Origin of the sequence: Micromonospora sp. NPDC002389 (assembly GCF_040296095.1) — a bacterium.
Lineage (GTDB): Bacteria > Actinomycetota > Actinomycetes > Mycobacteriales > Micromonosporaceae > Micromonospora.
Map to the genome: position 1 here is coordinate 253,933 of NZ_JBEOWP010000006.1, position 17,464 is coordinate 271,396.

The 17,464-nt window shown below is 72.2% G+C and carries 14 protein-coding genes; 9 read left to right on the plus strand and 5 right to left on the minus strand.

What is annotated here, in order from left to right; all coding sequences use genetic code 11:
* Nucleotides 1-8: 8 nt before the first annotated feature.
* Nucleotides 9-1,877: a translational GTPase TypA gene (typA, locus tag ABT008_RS14160; RefSeq protein ID WP_350696509.1), complete on the minus strand. Its 1,869-nt coding sequence runs from the start codon at nucleotides 1,875-1,877 to the stop codon at nucleotides 9-11.
* Nucleotides 1,878-2,003: 126 nt separating this feature from the next.
* Between typA and ABT008_RS14165 the strand changes: the two genes are divergently transcribed.
* Entirely contained in the window at nucleotides 2,004-3,374 is a 1,371-nt protein-coding gene (locus tag ABT008_RS14165; protein WP_350696510.1) for a DedA family protein, read from the plus strand.
* Nucleotides 3,375-3,476: 102 nt separating this feature from the next.
* Complete coding sequence (locus ABT008_RS14170; protein ID WP_350696511.1) at nucleotides 3,477-4,367, plus strand: transglycosylase SLT domain-containing protein; 891 nt, start codon at nucleotides 3,477-3,479, stop codon at nucleotides 4,365-4,367.
* On the opposite strand, the gene ABT008_RS14175 is transcribed toward ABT008_RS14170, so the two are convergent.
* The gene (locus ABT008_RS14175) at nucleotides 4,313-6,442 is read right to left on the minus strand and encodes an MMPL family transporter (protein WP_350696513.1); all 2,130 of its coding nucleotides are present in this window, start codon (nucleotides 6,440-6,442) and stop codon (nucleotides 4,313-4,315) included. The two genes, ABT008_RS14170 and ABT008_RS14175, sit on opposite strands and share 55 nt — an antisense overlap.
* A 189-nt stretch (nucleotides 6,443-6,631) precedes the next feature.
* On the opposite strand from ABT008_RS14175, the gene ABT008_RS14180 reads away from it, so the two are divergent.
* The 3 genes from ABT008_RS14180 (at nucleotide 6,632) to ABT008_RS14190 (ending at nucleotide 9,957) form a co-directional block, all read left to right on the plus strand.
* On the plus strand, nucleotides 6,632-7,147 hold the full coding sequence (locus tag ABT008_RS14180; RefSeq protein WP_350696794.1) for a MarR family winged helix-turn-helix transcriptional regulator: 516 nt from the start codon (nucleotides 6,632-6,634) through the stop codon (nucleotides 7,145-7,147).
* A gap of 4 nt (nucleotides 7,148-7,151) precedes the next feature.
* Nucleotides 7,152-8,894: a CocE/NonD family hydrolase gene (locus ABT008_RS14185; RefSeq protein WP_350696514.1), complete on the plus strand. Its 1,743-nt coding sequence runs from the start codon at nucleotides 7,152-7,154 to the stop codon at nucleotides 8,892-8,894.
* 166 nt (nucleotides 8,895-9,060) lie between these two features.
* Complete coding sequence (locus ABT008_RS14190) at nucleotides 9,061-9,957, plus strand: hypothetical protein (RefSeq protein WP_350696516.1); 897 nt, start codon at nucleotides 9,061-9,063, stop codon at nucleotides 9,955-9,957.
* Nucleotides 9,958-10,021: 64 nt separating this feature from the next.
* On the opposite strand, the gene ABT008_RS14195 is transcribed toward ABT008_RS14190, so the two are convergent.
* Nucleotides 10,022-10,225, minus strand: coding sequence for a cold-shock protein (locus tag ABT008_RS14195; protein WP_111219891.1), 204 nt, complete (start codon nucleotides 10,223-10,225; stop codon nucleotides 10,022-10,024).
* Nucleotides 10,226-10,462: 237 nt separating this feature from the next.
* On the opposite strand from ABT008_RS14195, the gene ABT008_RS14200 reads away from it, so the two are divergent.
* The gene (locus ABT008_RS14200; RefSeq protein WP_350696518.1) at nucleotides 10,463-11,071 is read left to right on the plus strand and encodes a DedA family protein; all 609 of its coding nucleotides are present in this window, start codon (nucleotides 10,463-10,465) and stop codon (nucleotides 11,069-11,071) included.
* Nucleotides 11,072-11,132: 61 nt separating this feature from the next.
* Here the strand turns inward: ABT008_RS14200 and ABT008_RS14205 are convergent, their stop codons facing one another.
* Together ABT008_RS14205 and ABT008_RS14210 are read right to left on the minus strand one after the other, a co-directional pair.
* Nucleotides 11,133-11,786 (minus strand): MBL fold metallo-hydrolase, encoded by a 654-nt coding sequence (locus ABT008_RS14205; protein WP_350696519.1) that lies wholly within the window; start codon nucleotides 11,784-11,786, stop codon nucleotides 11,133-11,135.
* 7 nt (nucleotides 11,787-11,793) lie between these two features.
* Nucleotides 11,794-12,510: a maleylpyruvate isomerase family mycothiol-dependent enzyme gene (locus ABT008_RS14210; RefSeq protein ID WP_350696520.1), complete on the minus strand. Its 717-nt coding sequence runs from the start codon at nucleotides 12,508-12,510 to the stop codon at nucleotides 11,794-11,796.
* A 121-nt stretch (nucleotides 12,511-12,631) separates the two neighbouring features.
* Between ABT008_RS14210 and rsgA the strand changes: the two genes are divergently transcribed.
* The 3 genes from rsgA to ABT008_RS14225 all read left to right on the plus strand — a co-directional run bounded on the left by rsgA (nucleotide 12,632) and on the right by ABT008_RS14225 (nucleotide 17,412).
* A complete protein-coding gene (gene rsgA / locus ABT008_RS14215; RefSeq protein ID WP_350696521.1) occupies nucleotides 12,632-13,657 on the plus strand; it encodes a ribosome small subunit-dependent GTPase A in 1,026 nt (341 codons plus the stop codon).
* Between the two features lie 130 nt (nucleotides 13,658-13,787).
* Nucleotides 13,788-16,769, plus strand: a complete 2,982-nt coding sequence (gene uvrA / locus ABT008_RS14220) for an excinuclease ABC subunit UvrA (protein ID WP_350696522.1) — start codon at nucleotides 13,788-13,790, stop codon at nucleotides 16,767-16,769.
* Between the two features lie 157 nt (nucleotides 16,770-16,926).
* Nucleotides 16,927-17,412, plus strand: a complete 486-nt coding sequence (locus ABT008_RS14225) for a Rieske (2Fe-2S) protein (RefSeq protein ID WP_350696524.1) — start codon at nucleotides 16,927-16,929, stop codon at nucleotides 17,410-17,412.
* The last annotated feature ends 52 nt before the right edge of the window (nucleotides 17,413-17,464 follow it).

A 17,464-nucleotide genomic window follows, 5' to 3' on the forward strand; every position in this document is an offset into this window, starting at 1 on the left:
GGCAGGGGTCAGCCGGCGTGCTTGCGGCGGGCTGCGGTGCGCGCCCGCTGGGTCTGGTCGAGCACGACCTTGCGGATGCGTACGGCGGCGGGGGTGACCTCGACGCACTCGTCCTCGCGGCAGAACTCGAGGGCCTGCTCCAGCGACAGCTTGCGCGGCGGGATCAGCTTCTCGGTCTCGTCGGCCGTGGAGGAGCGCATGTTGGTGAGCTTCTTCTCCTTGGTGATGTTGACGTCCATGTCGTCGGAGCGGGAGTTCTCCCCGACGATCATGCCCTCGTACACCTCGGTGGTGGGCTCGACGAAGAGCTGGCCGCGCTCCTGGAGGTTGGTCATCGCGAAGGCGGTGACCGCGCCGGACCGGTCGGCGACCAGCGAGCCGTTGTTGCGGGTCCGCAGCTCGCCGAACCACGGCTCGTACGACTCGAAGACGTGGTGCAGGATGCCGGTGCCGCGGGTCTCGGTGAGGAACTCGGTGCGGAAGCCGATCAGGCCGCGCGCCGGGACCAGCCACTCCATCCGGATCCAGCCGGTGCCGTGGTTGACCAGTTGCTCCATCCGGCCCTTGCGGGTGGCCAGGAGCTGGGTGATCGCGCCGAGGTACTCGTCGGGCGAGTCGATGGTGAGCCGCTCCACCGGCTCGCAGGTGCGGCCGTCGATCTCGCGGGTGACCACCTGCGGCTTGCCGACGGTCAGTTCGAAGGACTCGCGGCGCATCTGCTCGACCAGGATCGCCAGCGCCAGCTCGCCCCGGCCCTGCACCTCCCAGGCGTCCGGGCGCTCGGTGGGCAGGACCCGCAGCGACACGTTGCCGATGAGTTCCTTGTCCAGCCGGTCCTTGACCATGCGGGCGGTGACCTTGGCGCCCTTGACCCGGCCGACCAGCGGCGAGGTGTTGGTGCCGATGGTCATCGAGATGGCCGGCTCGTCGACGGTGATCAGCGGCAGCGGCTGCGGGTTCTCCGCGTCGGCGAGCGTCTCGCCGATCATGATCTCCGGGATGCCGGCGACGGCGATGATGTCGCCCGGGCCGGCCGACTCGGCGGGCTTGCGCTCCAGGCCCTCGGTCATCAGCAGCTCGGAGATGCGGACCCGCTGGGTGCTGCCGTCGGTGCGGCACCAGGCCACGCTCTGGCCCTTGGCGATGGTGCCCTGCCGGACCCGGCACAGCGCGAGGCGGCCGAGGAACGGGGAGGCGTCGAGGTTGGTGACGTGGGCCTGCAGCGGGGCCTGCTCGTCGTACGCGGGCGGCGGGATGGTGTCCAGCAGGGTGCGGAACAGCGGCTCCAGGCTCTGGCTGTCCTGGGGTACGGAGCCGTCGGCGGGCTGGGTCAGCGAGGCGATGCCGTCGCGGGCGCAGGCGTAGACGATCGGGAAGTCGATCTGCTCCTCATCGGCGTCGAGGTCGAGGAAGAGCTCGTAGGTGTCGTCGACGACCTCTTTGATCCGGGCGTCGGGACGGTCCACCTTGTTGATCACGAGGATGATCGGCATCCGGGCCTTGAGGGCCTTGCGGAGCACGAACCGGGTCTGCGGCAGCGGGCCCTCGCTGGCGTCGACCAGCAGCACCACGCCGTCGACCATGGTCAGGCCGCGCTCGACCTCGCCGCCGAAGTCGGCGTGGCCGGGGGTGTCGATGATGTTGATGGTGACCGGGTCCGAGCCGTCCGCCGGCAGGTAGCGCACGCCGGTGTTCTTGGCGAGGATGGTGATGCCCTTCTCGCGTTCGAGGTCCATCGAGTCCATCACCCGCTCGGTCACCTCGCCCCGGGCGCCATAGGCGCCGGCCTGCCGCAACATGGCATCGACCAGGGTGGTCTTGCCGTGGTCGACGTGAGCGATGATGGCGACGTTGCGAAGGTCGGTGCGCAGCTGCATGAGCTCCATCCTCCCGCCTGGGCGGTAGCCGCGTGGCGTCGGGGTCACCGGAGAGTGGGGCCGCGCGGTGACGGAGAGCACTGTCACACTTGCAGGGCAGTCCTGCCGAGGTGATCCGGGGGCGCCGTGCACGACCTGCTGAACTCGGTGCAGAGCCTGCCACCGGGTCTGATCTACGTGGTGGCGGCCCTGGTGGTCGCGGCCGAGACGGCGTTGCTCGTCGGGTTGGTCGCGCCGGGTGAGGCCACGCTGCTGTTGGTGGGCTTCCTCACGTACACGGGGACGTTGCGGCTCGGTCCGGCGCTGGCGGTGATGGTCGTCGCGGCGGCGGCGGGGGACGCGGTGGCGTTCCGCGCCGGGCGGCGCTACGGGCCCCGGTTGCGGGCGAGCCGGTGGGGTGCGCGGGTGGGGCCGCAGCGGTGGGCGCGGGCGGACGCGATGCTCGGCCGGATGGGCGGCCGGGGTGTGCTGACCGCTCGTTGGGTGGCGTTCGCCCGGACGCTGGTGCCCCGGCTGGCGGGTGCGGCGGGCATGCCGTACCGCCGGTTCGCGCCGTGGAACCTGGCCGGGGTGGCGACCTGGGTGGGCGGGTCGGTGCTGGTCGGGCACCTGGCGGGCGAGTCGTACGAGACGGTGTCCCGGCTGCTCGGGCGGGCCACCGGCGCGGTGCTGGTGCTGATCGCGGCCCTGCTCGCGGTGGTGCTGGTGGGGCGGTGGCTGGGGCGTAACCCGGACCCGGCGCGGGCGTTGTTGACCCGGGCCGCGCGGCTGCCGCCGCTGCGGTGGTTGTCGGCCCGGTACGGGTTGCTGTTCTTCCTGCTCAGTCTGCGGCTCGGTCCGGCGTGGGCGTTGCTGGCGAACCTGGCGGCCGGGGTGGTGCTGCTGTTCGTGGTCGGTCTGGTCATCGCCTGGACGTTGCGGGCGGTGGTCCGGCACAGCGGTCTCGCGCTGGTTGACGGGGCGATCGCGGGGTGGTTCGCGGCCCGGCGCACGCCGGACGCGGTGGAGGCGACGCAGGCGGCGGTGTCGGTGCTGCGCGGCTCGTCGTTGATCGTGGTGGTCGCGGTGGTGGCGCTGGTGCAGGCGTGGCGGCACCGGCCGTGGCAGGCGGACCTGCTCAGTGTGGTCGGCACGGTCGGCGCGTTCGTGCCGTTGGTGGTGCTGGCGGTGGTGGCCGACCTGGCCGCCGGAGGTCGGACGGTGCTGTTCTCCACGCAGAACGTGGTGGTCACCGCCAGTCTGTGCACGCTGGCCTGGTTGCTGTCGCGGGGGGCGCGGTGGCCGTTGGCGGTGGCGGCCTGGACGGTCGCGGCGGTCGGGGTGGTCGCCATCGGCGGGGCGCGGCTCTATCTGGGGATGAGCACGGCCAGCGGGACGGTGGGCGCGGTGTTGCTGGGCGCGGCGTGGCCGGCGGTGTTCATGGTGGCGTGGGCCACTCGGGACCGGGCGGTGACTGCCGGGTCGCGGGGCGATCCGGGCTACGGCTCGACGGTGTAGCCGAGAGGGGGGTTGACCTGGGCGGGGTGGATGTGCGGGCCCCGAATCGCGACCTGCGGCTGTTAGGGTGCGGCGGGCTCGTCACTGCCGAAGGGGGTCGACATGGGACGGAGCGTCACCAGGCTGGGCGCTGTGCTGCTCGCCGGAGTGTTGTTGGCGACCGGGGGAGGTTGCGCCAGAGTGGACGCTCCCGCGACGGAGGTGCCCGCGCCGGTCGCGTTGCCGACCGAGGCGGCGGAGCCGACGCAGGCCACCGAGTCGGAGGAGCCGGACGAGGCCAGTCCCACGCCGAAGGCGGTCCAGTCGATGGGGGCCGCGCCCCGGTCCGCTGCCGCGCCGTCGCCGACGGCGAGCGTGCGGCCGACGCCGCGACGGAGCGCCCCGGCACCCCGGGCGGTGCCGAAGCCGCCGACGGAGACCAACGTGCCGCCGAAGCCGCCGAAGCCCGCGCCCAGTGGCTGCCGGCCCACGTACAAGGGCGAGCAGGCCAGCCGGGCGCAGGCCAAGGCGGCGCTGACCGACGCGGCAGGCCGGACCTACTGGCCGACCTCCGCGCCGGACATCCGCGTCCCGCTGAACCTGATCAAGGCGACCGCCTGGCAGGAGAGCGGGTGGCAGTCCAACATCGTCGCCTGCGACGAGGGCATCGGCCTGATGCAGGTGATGCCGGACACCGCGACCTGGATGAACCAGCGGTTCGGGCAGAGCTACGACGTGTGGGACTACCGGGACAACGCCTACCTCGGCGGCACCTATCTGGCGTGGCTCACCAAGTACATCGGTGACATGTACTTCGACGCCGACTACCGGCTGGACGCGAGCCTGTGCACCTCGGGCGTACTGGACTCCTGTCTGCTCAACGCGGTGATCGCCGCGTACAACTTCGGTCACGGGGCGGTGGCCCGGCCGGGAGAGCCGTTGGCCATCCCCAATCCGGGTTACGTGCGCAACGTGCGGGCGCTCATGTCGGAGTGCGTCTGCCTGGGGTTCTGATCGCGGGTGATCCGGCCGGGCCACCAGAACTTCTCGCCGAGCAGGAACGCCAGCGCCGGCACGACGACCGTGCGGACGAGCAGGGTGTCCAGCAGGACGCCGAGGCAGACGATGATGCCGATCTGGGTCAGCGTGATCAGTGGCAGCACGCCGAGCAGCGCGAAGACGGCGGCGAGCAGGATGCCGGCGCTGGTGATGACGCCGCCGGTGGCGCGGAGCGCGGAGAGCATGCCCTCGCGGGTGCCGGTGGCGCGGGCGTCCTCCCGGGCCCGGGTGACCAGGAAGATGTTGTAGTCCACGCCGAGCGCGACGAGGAAGACGAAGGCCAGCAGCGGGACCGTGGTGTCCAGTGCCGGGAAGCCCAGGACGTGATCGAAGAGCAGCCACGCGCCGCCGAGGCTGGCGAAGTACGAGGCGACCACGGTGACCACCAGCAGCACCGGCGCGATGATGCCGCGCAGCAGCAGGACGAGCACCGCGCCGACCAGCAGCAGGATCAGCGGCAGGATCACCCGTAGGTCCCGGTTGTCGGCGGCGGCGGAGTCGTAGTCGCCGGCGAGGCTGCCGCCCACCAGGGCGCCGGAGACGTCGTCGACGCCGGCCGGGGCCGGGGGCGCCGAGTCGGGTACCGCGGCGACGGCGTCGCGCAGCGCGGCCAGGGTGCGGTTCGCAGCGGCGGTGCCGGGTTCGGCGTCGAGGACGACGTCGATCTGGGCGACGGCGTCTCCGGCGAGGCCGGGTCGGGCGGAGGCGACCCCGTCGACGGCGGTGGCGGCCTCGGTGACGGCCGGTACGGCGCCCGGGTTGGTCATCACGGCGACGGGTTGGGTGGTGCCGGCGGGGAAGGCGCGGCCGAGAGTCTGCGCACCGGCCACCGCCTCCGGCTCGACCCGGAACTGCTCGGTCTCGGACAGGCCGGTGCGCAGGCCCAGCCCGCCCAGGGCGAGCGCGGCCAGCAGCAGGGTGGCCAGCGCCGCGACGGGCACCGGGCGGCGGATCACGGCGGCGCCGAGACGGCCCCAGATCCGGCCCTCGCGGCCGACGCTGCCGACCTCGGGCACCAGCGGCCAGAACAGGCGGCGGCCGCCGAGCACCAGGGCGGCGGGCAGCACCAGCAGTGCCGATGCCATCGCGAGCAGGATGCCGGTGGCGCAGGCCACGGCGAGGGCACGGTTGAGTTCCCGTTCGCTGAGCAGCAGCGTGAGTACGCCGAGCATGACGGTGCCGCCGCTGGCCAGGATCGGCTCGGCGGTGCGGCGCAGGGCCTTGCGCATCGCGACGAAGCGGTCCTCCTCGCGGCGCAGTTCCTCGCGGTAGCGGGCGATGAGCAGCAGGGCGTAGTTGGTGGCGGCACCGAAGACGAGGACGCTGGCGATGCCGGTGACGGCGCCACCGGCGAAGTTGATGCCGACCGCCGGGATGATGGTGTCCAGGGCGCGCAGGGTGATCTGTTCGGTGGCCGCCACGATGGTCAGCGGGACCAGCCAGAGCAGCGGGCTGCGGTAGGTGACCAGCAGCAGGACCGCGACGACGGCGGCGGTGAAGGCCAGCAGGGTGAGGTCGGCGCCCTCGAAGACCTTGGTGAGGTCGGCGGTGAAGGCGGGCCCGCCGGTGACCTCGACGGTCAGTTCCCCGGGCAGGGCGGTGAGTGCCTCGCGCAGCTCGGCCACCTCTGCGCTGACCGCGTCCTGGCCGCCGGCGGTGGACATCGGCACGACGACCAGGGCGACCGTGCCGTCGGGGGAGACCTGGGGCGGGACGACCTGGCCGCCGACGGCGAACTCGCTGAGCCCGCTGGTGCCGTTGGTGATCGCGGCCCGGTCGGCGTCGGTCAGCGGGGCGTCGTCGTCGCGGCTGACCACGACCACGGCGGCGGCGACGTCGCTCTGGGGTAGTTCGTCCTGGAGTAGCTCGACCTGGGTCGACTCCCAGCTCTCGGACAGCCCGGTGGCGGAGACCGGCGCCGGGTTGTCGGGGGTGGGCAGGGCGAAGACGATCGCGCCGAAGACGACCGTCAGCAGGACGGTGAGCCAGGCTGCGCGGCGGCTGCGCGCGACGCGGGTTAACACGGACATCCGTAAGGGCCCCTCGAAACAGGTCTCTCGACAGCCAGATATCTAGACAGTCGAGAGTTTTACCCATCAAGATAGATGTGGCAACTACTGACGGGGTGAGAATCTCGACAACGGTGTGCAACGTCCGGCTGGGTATGCTCCGACGCGGGCGTTCGGGAGGGGAAGCGGCGCGACGTGGCGGCTCAGGGGATGTACCGGCGGCGGGATACCCGCCGGGACCTGCTGATCGCCGAGATCACCGCGGAGCTGCGCCGCTACGGCGTGGACGCCCAGCACGTGGGGCACGCCTTCGCCGGGCAGCACGGCCTCAACGTCACCGACCTGCAGGCGCTGATCGCGGTGATGGACGCCGAGCTGGCCGATGCGCCGATCACTCCCGGGCGGCTCGGCGAACACCTCGGCATCTCCTCCGGGTCGGTCACCGCCCTGATCGACCGGCTGGAACGGGGCGGGCACATCCGGCGGGACCGCGATCCCACCGACCGGCGCAAGATCCTGTTGCGCTACGCCGACCGTGGTGCCGCGCTGGCGATGGACTTCTTCCGGCCGCTGGGCGAGCGCACCGACCGGGTGATGGGCGGCTTCCGCGACGACGAGCTGGAGGTGGTGTACCGCTTCATCTCGGCCATGGGCGCGTCGCTGCGGGAACACCGGGACACGGTCCGCGGCGCCCGACCCGAGTCGCCCCGACGCCGGACGGACTGACCCGATGTGGGATCGGCTGACGTCGGCGCTCGCCGGGGCCGCGCTGCGACTGCCGCCGGCGCGTACCCGTCGGGTCACCGTCACCCGGGACATCCCGGTGCGGGCCCGCGACGGGGTGATCCTGCGTACCGACCACTACCGCCCCGACCTGGTGGACGCGCCCACCGTGCTGATCCGCACCCCGTACGGGCGGGGCGGGCCGATGCGGCTGCTCTGCCGGCTCGCCGCCGAGCGTGGATTCCACGTGGTCATCCAGTCCTGCCGGGGCACCTTCGGCTCGGGCGGGTCGTTCGACCCGTTCGTCTTCGAGCGCGACGACGGGCTGGACACCCTCGACTGGCTGCGCCGGCAGCCCTGGTGGCGGGGCGCGTTCGGCATGTTCGGCGCGAGCTATCAGGGTTTCGTGCAGTGGGCGCTGGCCGCCGACGCGGGTCCGGAGCTGCGGGCGATGGTCGCCGTGGCCACCGCCTCGACCACCCGCGACTCCACCTACGCGGGTGAGTCGTTCGCCCTGGACACGGTGCTGACCTGGGTGGAACTGCTCCAGGCGCAGACCGTGCCGTGGCTGGCCCGGCAGTGGGAGCTCAAGCGGGGCCAACCCCGGCTGGCCGCTGCCCTGGCACACCTGCCGCTGGTCGAGGCGGACCGGATCGCCACCGGGGTCACCGTGCCGTTCTTCCAGGAGTGGCTGGAACACCACACCCCGCAGGCCGACTACTGGCGTACCCGGGTCTTCGACGACCGGCTCGATCAGGTGCGGGCCCCGGTGGCGATGGTCAGCGGGTGGCACGACATCTTCCTGCCCGCCCAGTTGCGCGACTACGCGGCTCTGCGCGCCACCGGCGCCCGGCCGAGGCTGGTGGTGGGGCCGTGGACCCACGGCAGTCCCGGCCTGTTCGTGGCCGCGCTGCGCGAGGGATTGGGCTGGCTCGACGAGCACCTGAACGACCGCACCGCCGCGCCGGTCGGCGCGTCCTCGGCTGGCGGCGACGGGGATGCGGGTGCCGGTGAGCCGGCGACCGGCGACGATCGGGGCACCGGTGCCGGCGCGCCGGTGCGGGTGCACCTGGGCGGTGCTGGTGGCGGCTGGCGTGACCTGCCCGACTGGCCACCACCGGCCCGGACAGTCCGGTGGCACCTGCACCCGGGCTTCGCGCTGCGCACCTCGGCGCCGGTGCCGTCACCGCCGGACGGCTTCTGGTACGACCCGGCCGACCCGACCCCCTCGCTGGGCGGCCCGCTGCTGGTGGCCCAGCGCGCCGGGCCGTTCGACAACCGTCCGGTCGAGGCCCGTCCCGACGTGCTGACCTGGACCACCGACCCGCTGGCGCACGCGGTCGAGGTGATCGGTCCGGTGCGGGCGGAGATCCACCTGCGCAGCGAGCTGGCCCACCTGGACGTCTTCGTGCGACTGTGCGACGTGGACCGGCGGGGCCGTTCCTGGAACGTGTGCGACGGGCTGGTCCGCGTCGACCCGCAACGGTTCCGGCCGGACGCCACCGGTGCGGTCGCGGTGCCGGTGGAGATGTGGCCGGCCGCCCACCGCTTCGCCCCCGGGCACCGGTTGCGGTTGCAGGTCTCCGGCGGGGCCCACCCCCGGTACGCGCGCAACCCGGGCACCGGCGAACCACTCGGCGCCGCCGTCACTCTCCGTGGTGGACATCGGGAGATCATCCATGACCCGGGGCATCCGTCCGCAGTGGTCCTGTCGGTTGTCCACTCTGCCTCACAGCCTTCTCCAAGCTGAATTAAAGCGGCTCTGAGCTGGGCATTCGTCCAGAAGTGGGGCTATGGTGGGAGTACGCCCGGCGCTGTGCAACCACTGGCCGGGCGCCGTTGTGTAACCTTCCTAGCGCGCACGCGGTGTCACGAACGTGCCCGGCCCCCGACGAATCCGCAGAGGGGGGAGAACCATGACGCGGGCACCGGCGAACCTGATGGCCGTCCGCAGTTTGCTGCTCAAACACCTCAACCGCGACCCGAATCGGGTACGCGACGAGGACCTGGAACCCAACGAGGTGGGCATCGTCGGCGACGCCAACCACCGCGGGGGCTACCACACCGGTTCGGACCGGGTCGTCGCCAACGACTACTCGGTGGTCGAGTCGCCTCGGGACCGCAACGGTCTGACCCTGGACGCGGCCGCGCTGGACGTGGGCATGTTCCGGGTCAGCAGCGGCGGTCGCCAGCATGACCTGTTCACGTTCTCGACCTGGTGTGTGACCCAGTGCGCCGCCAACACGGCGGACACCCGGGACATCCGCGAGATCATCTACTCACCCGACGGCAAGGTGGTGCGACGGTGGGACCGACTGGGGCGGCGCAGCACCGGCGACAGTTCCCACCTGTGGCACACCCACTTCAGTTTCTTCCGCGACTCGATCAAGGCGGGGCGCGACCAGACGCCGCTGTTCCGCCGCTACCTGAGCACCATCGGACTCATCACGCCCGAGCAGGAGGAGAGGGACATGACCCCCGAGGAGCACAACTGGCTCAAGACCGTTCACCGCAACCTCACCGTCCTGGACGGGCGCAACCCGATCGGGCAGACGTACACCCGCACGACCATGGGTGAGGACCACACCGACCCGAAGTTCAAGGTCGGGCACCCGACACTGCGGAGCCTGGGCGCGCAGTTGACCGCGTTGCAGGCGGCGGTGGATGCGCTGGCCAACCGCGACTTCACCGACGAGCAGGCGATCATCGCCGGTGTGCTGGCCGGGCTCACTCCCGAGGAGATCGCGGCGGCGATCCCGCCGACCGTGGCCGAGCAGGTCGTGCAGGAACTCGGCCGGCGGCTGGCCGCCTGAGGCGAGGCGCCGGTGGACGTGCGGCGGCGGCCGGTCGTGCCGGCCGCCGCCACCCCGGCACGGGTCACATCGGTCGGACGTTGTCCGCCTGCGGCCCCTTCTGCCCCTGGGTCACGTCGAACTCGACCTTCTGTCCCTCGGTCAGCTCGCGGTAGCCACTGCTCGCGATGGCCGAGTAGTGGACGAAGACGTCCGGGCCTCCACCATCCTGTTCGATGAAGCCGAAGCCCTTTTCCGAGTTGAACCACTTCACGGTGCCGGTTGCCATGCGTCTCTCTCCCTGTTCCAGGCGGGCGACCGCCGGCTCCACGCCGGTGGCCGCCCGATACCTTCCCGACAGTAACCGGTGAATAGCGGATTTGCGGGGCGAAGCGCCTCAGGGAGTCGCCGGCGGGGCGATCCGGGCGGTGGAGAGACGGATCAGGGATGACCCGGAGCACACCAGCCGCAGTGTGGGGAGGAATCCTGATGTTCACCACCAGGGTCAGGCAATAGCGTACGGGGCATGGCGAACCAGCTGGCCCAGGTCGGAGAACTTCCCGTCGCCCTGTTGATGGCGGTGCTCGGGGTGGTCATGCTCTTCGACGCGGTCCCGCTGTTCGGTGTCCTCGTCCCCGGCGACGTGGCGATCCTCGCCGCCGTGGCGGTCGGCAGCCCGACCACGGGGCTGGCGACCTTCGTCGCCGTGGTCACCGGATGCCTCGCCGGATGGTCGCTGACCTTCCTCGTCGGCCGGCGGTGGGGCTCCGACCTGCGCCGCAGCCGCTTCGGTGGCTGGGTCGGGGAGACCCGCTGGGCCACCGCAGAGGTCATCCTGCGTCGCAACGGCGGCCGGCTGGTGCTGGTCGCCCCGTTCCTGCCGGTGTTCAACGCGCTGCTGCCGCTCGCGGCCGGCGGCCTGAACATGTCGTATCCGCGCTTCCTCGGCTTCGCCTCGCTCGGGGCGGGCGCGTGGGCCGGGCTCTATCTGGCGGTGGGCACCGCGTCGCGCTCGCTGGTCGGGCTGCTGCCCGGTGGCGCCAGCCCGATGCTGGTCACCATGGTCGGCGGCCTGCTGCTGGCCGCCCTGGTGCTGCTCGGCGTGCGTCGCCGGCTGCGCGAGGTCACACCCTGAGCTACGGACGCCGGTCCGGATTCGACGGCTGCGCATCGCACCCGGACCGGCGTCGGCCGACTCACCAGCCCCGGGCGCGCCACTCGGCCAGGTGCGGGCGTTCCGCGCCGAGCGTCGAGTCCCGGCCGTGGCCCGGATAGAACCAGGTCTCGTCGGGCAGCCGGTCGAACAGCTTGTGTTCCACGTCGTCGATGAGCGCGGCGAAACGCTCCGGGTCCTGGTCCGTGTTGCCGATCCCACCTGGGAAGAGGCTGTCGCCGGTCCACAGGTGCGGGGTGCCGGCCGGGTCGCGGTAGAGCAACGCCACCGAACCCGGCGTGTGCCCCTTGATGTGGATGACCTCCAGGGTGCAGTCACCCACCGGCACCGTGTCCCCGTCGGCCAGGGTCTGCGCCGCGATCGGCAGCCCCTGGGCGTCGTCGGCGTGCACCAGCGCGCGGGCCCCGGTCTTGGCGACGACCTCCTCCAGCCCCACCCAGTGGTCCATGTGCTGGTGGGTGGTGACCACGGTGCGCAGCCCGCCGTCACCGATCAGTTCCAGCAGCCGGGGCGCCTCGTTGGCGGCGTCGATCAGCACCTGCTCACCGGTGTGTCGACAGCGCAGCAGGTACGCGTTGTTGTCCATCGGACCGACCGACACCTTGGTGATGGTCAGCGCGTCGAGTTCGCGTACGGCCGGCGGGCCGCCGGGGGTGACATCTCCGCTGTAGGTCATCGTCTTCCTAGATCCATTCCGGTGGGCGGGGCAGGTCACCGTCGGGGACGACGGTCAGGGCGGTGCCGGTGCTGCGGCCGGTCAACCAGGCGGCGAGTTCCGCCGCCGGACCGGTGACGACGGGCGCACCCGCGCGCTCGCCCACCACCAGTTCGTGGCCGGCGCCGTCGAAGCGCAGCACCATCGGCGGTGCGTCGTCGCGGCCGGCGAAGCCGGTGGCCACCTCGTGCAGCAGCCGATGGCCGAAGGTCGGCGACCAGTCCGCCGGCCGGTAACCGGCGGCCAGGTCGACGTGGTGGATCTCCAACTCCCGGAGTCGTCCCCAGACCAGCAGGGCGGCCGGCCAGGGGCCCCGCCGGGTCTCGACGGTGGCCGCCCAGGCCGGCACCGGCATCGCGGCGACCGCCTCGGTGAAGCGGTCCGCGCTGCGGCGCAGGTCGTCCAGGTGCTCCTCGGGCGGGCGGGACGCGCCGGCCTCGATGTCGGCGTCGCGGGTTTCGAGGCTGGCGTACATCGGGATCGGCTCGCCGGTGCGCGCCGAGGTGAGCAGGTTGACGAATCCGTCGGCGTTGCGACAGAGGTGGGCCAGGACGTGGCCGCGGGTCCAGCCGGGCAGCAGCGACGGTGCGGCCAGCTCGTCGGTGTCGAAAGCGGCCGCCGTACGCAGCAGCCGGGCGGTGGCGTCGGTCACGTCACCGGTCAGTAAAAGGGGATCCGTCGTCACGTTCCGACCCTAGCCGTCCGGGCGTGCCGCGTCGCCGGGGAATTCACTTCCGGCGCGGCGTCGCCGGGCCTACCGTCTGCGGTGACTGACGACGCCGGAGTGGAAGAGGTGGCGGTCGAGCATGAGTATCACGTTGACCGCCCTGGGCTGGGACGCCGAGCGGGCGGCGCACCTACGACGGATCCGTACCGATCATCGTCCGGGCCGGGTGGCCCGGGTCGACCGTGGGGTCTGCACCGTCCTGACCGAGGCGGGGCCGGTGCGCGCCACCTCGGGTGGGGCGGTGCTGGTCGCCGCCGCCGGTGACCCCACCCGGCTGCCGGGCGTGGGTGACTGGGTGCTGCTCGGGCGCTGGCCCGACGCCCGGATCACGGTGGAGGCGGTGCTGCCCCGGCGTACCGCGTTGGTGCGGCGCACCGCCGGCAAGGACGCCGCCGGTCACCTGCTGGCCGCCAACCTGGACGTGGCCGCCGTGGTGGAGGCGGTGCACCCGGAGCCGGACGCCGCCCGCGTCGAGCGGCTGCTGGCGCTGGCCCACGAGTCCGGCGCCCGTCCCCTGGTGGTGCTGACCAAGACCGACCTGGCGGCCGACCCGGCGGCGGTGGCGCGGCAGCTCGCGGCGCTCGCCCCCGGCGTGCCGGTGCTGCCGGTCAGCGCCGAGCGCGGGACCGGTCTGGACCCGTTGCGCGCCGAGGTCGGCGTCGGTCGCACCCTCGGCCTGCTGGGGCCCTCCGGTGCGGGCAAGTCGAGCCTGGTCAACGCGTTGGCCGGGGCGACGGTCATGCCGACCCAGGCGATCCGGCGGGTGGACGGCAAGGGCCGGCACACCACCACCTGGCGGGCGCTGGTGCCGCTGCCGGGCGGTGGGGCGGTGGTGGACACCCCGGGGGTCCGGGCGGTCGGTCTGCTCGACGGCGCGGCCGGGCTCGACCGGGCCTTCGGCGACATCGCCGCACTGGCCGCCGAGTGCCGGTACGGCGACTGCGGGCACGAGGCCGAGCCGGGCTGCGCCGTGCAGGACGCGCTGCGGGTCGGCGAGCTGACCGCCCGGCGCTGGGAGAGCTGGCGGCGGTTGCACCGCGAGATCGCTCACGAATCCCGGCGGCGCGCCGCCCGGCGGCCCCGCCGTCGGGGCAGATTGTCGTAGGGCGGGTCTACAGTTGCCGAGGCGCTTTCTGGGCGCCGGCACAACCGCAGGGACACCCCCCATAACCTCGGGTTCGACCCGAAAGCGGACAGATCTTCCTTCGTCATTCTCACCCGGGAGTACACGGACCGTGGCCGACCGTTTGATCATTCGTGGCGCACGTGAGCACAACCTGCGTGACGTCAGCCTCGACCTGCCCCGGGACGCCCTGATCGTGTTCACCGGGCTGTCCGGGTCGGGCAAGTCGAGCCTGGCCTTCGACACGATCTTCGCCGAGGGGCAGCGCCGCTACGTCGAGTCGCTGTCGTCGTACGCGCGGCAGTTCCTCGGCCAGATGGACAAGCCGGACGTCGACTTCATCGAGGGGCTGAGCCCGGCGGTCTCGATCGACCAGAAGTCGACCTCCCGCAACCCGCGCTCGACCGTCGGCACCATCACCGAGGTCTACGACTACCTGCGGCTGCTGTTCGCCCGGGTCGGCGTACCGCACTGCCCGGTCTGCGGCGAGCGGATCTCCAAGCAGAGCCCGCAGCAGATCGTCGACCGGGTCCTGGCGATGGCCGAGGGCACCCGCTTCATGGTGCTCGCCCCGGTGGTGCGCGGCCGCAAGGGCGAGTACGTCGACCTCTTCGCCGAGCTGCAGTCCAAGGGGTACGCCCGGGCCCGGGTCGACGGGGTGGTGCACCAGCTCACCGACCCGCCGAAGCTCAAGAAGCAGGAGAAGCACACCATCGAGGTGGTGATCGACCGGCTCAGCGTCAAGGCTGGCGCCAAGCAGCGGCTGACCGACTCGGTCGAGGCGGCGCTCGGGCTCTCCGGCGGGCTGGTGCTGCTGGACTTCGTCGACCTGGCCGAGGACGACCCGGACCGGGAGCGTCGCTACTCCGAGCACCTGGCCTGCCCGAACGACCACCCGCTGGCGATCGAGGACCTGGAGCCCCGGGTCTTCTCCTTCAACGCGCCCTACGGCGCCTGCCCGGAGTGCACCGGCCTGGGCACCAAGAAGGAGGTCGACCCGGAGCTGGTCGTCCCGGACCCGGAGCGCAGCCTGCGCGAGGGCGCGATCCAGCCCTGGGCGACCGGGCACAACCTGGAGTACTTCCTGCGGCTGCTGGAGGCGCTCGGCGAGGCCGAGCACTTCACCGTCGACACCCCGTGGCGGGCGCTGCCGTCGCGGGCTCAGAAGACCATCCTGCACGGCTCCGACGACCAGGTGCACGTGCGCTACCGCAACAAGTACGGCCGGGAGCGCTCGTACTACACCGGTTTCGAGGGCGTGGTGCAGTGGATCGAGCGCCGGCACTCCGACACCGAGTCGGAGTGGTCCCGGGACAAGTACGAGGGGTACATGCGTGACGTGCCCTGTGCGGCCTGCGGCGGTGCCCGGCTCAAGCCGGAGGTGCTCGCCGTCACGCTGGCCGGGCGCAGCATCGCCGAGGTGTGCAACCTGTCCGTCGGCGAGTGCGCCGACCTGCTGGCCGGCATCGAGCTGACCGACCGGCAGAAGCTGATCGCCGAGCGGGTGCTCAAGGAGATCAACGCCCGGCTGCGGTTCCTGCTCGACGTCGGTCTGGACTACCTCTCCCTGGACCGGGCCGCCGGCACGCTCTCCGGTGGTGAGGCGCAGCGCATCCGGCTCGCCACCCAGATCGGTTCCGGCCTGGTCGGCGTGCTCTACGTGCTGGACGAGCCGTCGATCGGGCTGCACCAGCGCGACAACCACCGGCTGATCGAGACCCTGGTCCGGCTGCGCGGCCTGGGCAACACGCTGATCGTGGTCGAGCACGACGAGGACACCATCCGCACCGCCGACTGGATCGTGGACATCGGTCCCGGCGCGGGGGAGCACGGCGGGCAGATCGTGCACAGCGGCTCGGTGCCGGAGCTGCTGAGCAACCCGGAGTCGATGACCGGGGCGTACCTGTCGGGTCGCCGGGAGATCCCGATCCCGGCGGGGCGCCGCCCGCAGACGCCGGGCCGGGAGCTGGTGGTGCAGGGCGCCCGCGAGCACAACCTGCGCAACCTGACGGTGAGCTTCCCGCTGGGCCAGTTGATCGCCGTCACCGGGGTCAGCGGGTCGGGCAAGTCGACGCTGGTCAACGACATCCTCTACGCGGTGCTGGCCAACCAGATCAACGGTGCCCGGCTGGTGCCCGGCCGGCACACCCGGGTCGGCGGGCTGGAGCACGTGGACAAGGTCGTCGGGGTCGACCAGTCACCGATCGGCCGGACGCCGCGCTCGAACCCGGCCACCTACACCGGCGTCTGGGACCACGTGCGCAAGCTGTTCGCCGAGACCACCGAGGCCAAGGTCCGCGGGTACGGGCCGGGGCGGTTCTCGTTCAACGTCAAGGGCGGGCGCTGCGAGGCGTGTTCCGGCGACGGCACCATCAAGATCGAGATGAACTTCCTGCCCGACGTGTACGTGCCGTGCGAGGTCTGCAAGGGCGCCCGGTACAACCGGGAGACCCTGGAGGTGCACTACAAGGGCAAGACCGTCTCCGACGTGCTGGAGATGCCGATCGAGGAGGCGGCCGAGTTCTTCTCCGCCATCCCGGCCATCCACCGGCACCTCAAGACGCTTGTCGACGTGGGTCTGGGCTACGTCCGTCTGGGCCAGCCGGCGCCGACGCTCTCCGGCGGTGAGGCGCAGCGCGTCAAGCTCGCCTCCGAGTTGCAGAAGCGGTCCACCGGACGGACGGTGTACGTGCTCGACGAGCCGACCACCGGCCTGCACTTCGAGGACATCCGCAAGCTGCTGCTGGTGCTGGAGGGGCTGGTCGACAAGGGCAACACGGTGATCACCATCGAGCACAACCTCGACGTGATCAAGAGTGCCGACTGGCTGATCGACATGGGCCCGGAGGGCGGCCACCGGGGCGGCACGGTGCTCGCCACCGGCACCCCGGAGGAGGTCGCCGAGGTCACCGAGAGCCACACCGGGCAGTTCCTGCGTACCGTGCTCAAGCTCGACGGCACGGCCAAGGGCGCGAAGGCGGCCACCGCCCGGGCCGCCAAGGCCAACGGTGCCAAAGCCGGCGGTGCCAAGACCAACGGTGCCAAGGCCGACGGTGCCAAGACGCGTGGTCGCAAGGCGGCCGCCGCCCGCTGATCGGCAGGCCCGGCCGTCGCCCGTGGCGGCGGTCGGGTCCACCCGTTGGGGTACGCCCGAGTGGCCGATCGGGTGAACCACCGGGCAGAGTGGTGCGTGTCGTGAGATGTAGCCACGGATCATGCACGGTGGTAGCCGAACAGAGAAGCGAGGCAGCATGAGTGACGAACAGGTGCTGGCCGGGCCGGACACGCGTACCCGACGGAGCCTGCTGACCGGCGTGGGCGCGGTCGGCGCGGCGGTGGTGCTGGCCGGGTGCGGTGGCGGTGACGATTCCGGCGACGGCGCGGCCCCGACCAGCGGCGGCCCGGAGGTCACCGACACCGGTGACCCCGGCGGCGGGGACCGCGAGGGGGCGCAGTCGCTGGCCCGGACCGCCGACATCCCGGTCGGCGGGGGAGCGGTCTTCGCCGCGCAGGGCGTGGTGATCACCCAACCCAGCGCCGGTGAGTTCAAGGGGTTCGACCCGATCTGCACGCACCAGGGCTGCCCGGTGTCGAACGTCGACGGCGGGACGATCAACTGCACCTGTCACGGCAGCAAGTTCTCCATCGAGGACGGCTCGGTCAAGGCCGGGCCGGCGACCACCGGCCTGCCGGCCAAGGAGGTCAAGGTCGACGGGGACCAGATCTCGCTGGCCTGACCGGGGCACGTGGGTACGGGCGCGGCCGGGGCGATCTCGCCCCGGCCGCGCC

Excerpts from the sequence above, each read along its gene's own strand:
- ABT008_RS14180 (WP_350696794.1), top strand. The coding sequence starts at position 6,632 with ATGTACCGGCGGCGGGATACCCGCCGGGACCTGCTGATCGCCGAGATC.
- ABT008_RS14205 (WP_350696519.1), bottom strand. The coding sequence starts at position 11,786 with ATGACCTACAGCGGAGATGTCACCCCCGGCGGCCCGCCGGCCGTACGC.
- ABT008_RS14200 (WP_350696518.1), top strand. The coding sequence starts at position 10,463 with ATGGCGAACCAGCTGGCCCAGGTCGGAGAACTTCCCGTCGCCCTGTTG.
- rsgA (WP_350696521.1), top strand. The coding sequence starts at position 12,632 with ATGAGTATCACGTTGACCGCCCTGGGCTGGGACGCCGAGCGGGCGGCG.
- ABT008_RS14195 (WP_111219891.1), bottom strand. The coding sequence starts at position 10,225 with ATGGCAACCGGCACCGTGAAGTGGTTCAACTCGGAAAAGGGCTTCGGC.
- ABT008_RS14175 (WP_350696513.1), bottom strand. The coding sequence starts at position 6,442 with ATGTCCGTGTTAACCCGCGTCGCGCGCAGCCGCCGCGCAGCCTGGCTC.
- ABT008_RS14225 (WP_350696524.1), top strand. The coding sequence starts at position 16,927 with ATGAGTGACGAACAGGTGCTGGCCGGGCCGGACACGCGTACCCGACGG.
- ABT008_RS14170 (WP_350696511.1), top strand. The coding sequence starts at position 3,477 with ATGGGACGGAGCGTCACCAGGCTGGGCGCTGTGCTGCTCGCCGGAGTG.
- typA (WP_350696509.1), bottom strand. The coding sequence starts at position 1,877 with ATGCAGCTGCGCACCGACCTTCGCAACGTCGCCATCATCGCTCACGTC.
- ABT008_RS14190 (WP_350696516.1), top strand. The coding sequence starts at position 9,061 with ATGACGCGGGCACCGGCGAACCTGATGGCCGTCCGCAGTTTGCTGCTC.
- ABT008_RS14185 (WP_350696514.1), top strand. The coding sequence starts at position 7,152 with ATGTGGGATCGGCTGACGTCGGCGCTCGCCGGGGCCGCGCTGCGACTG.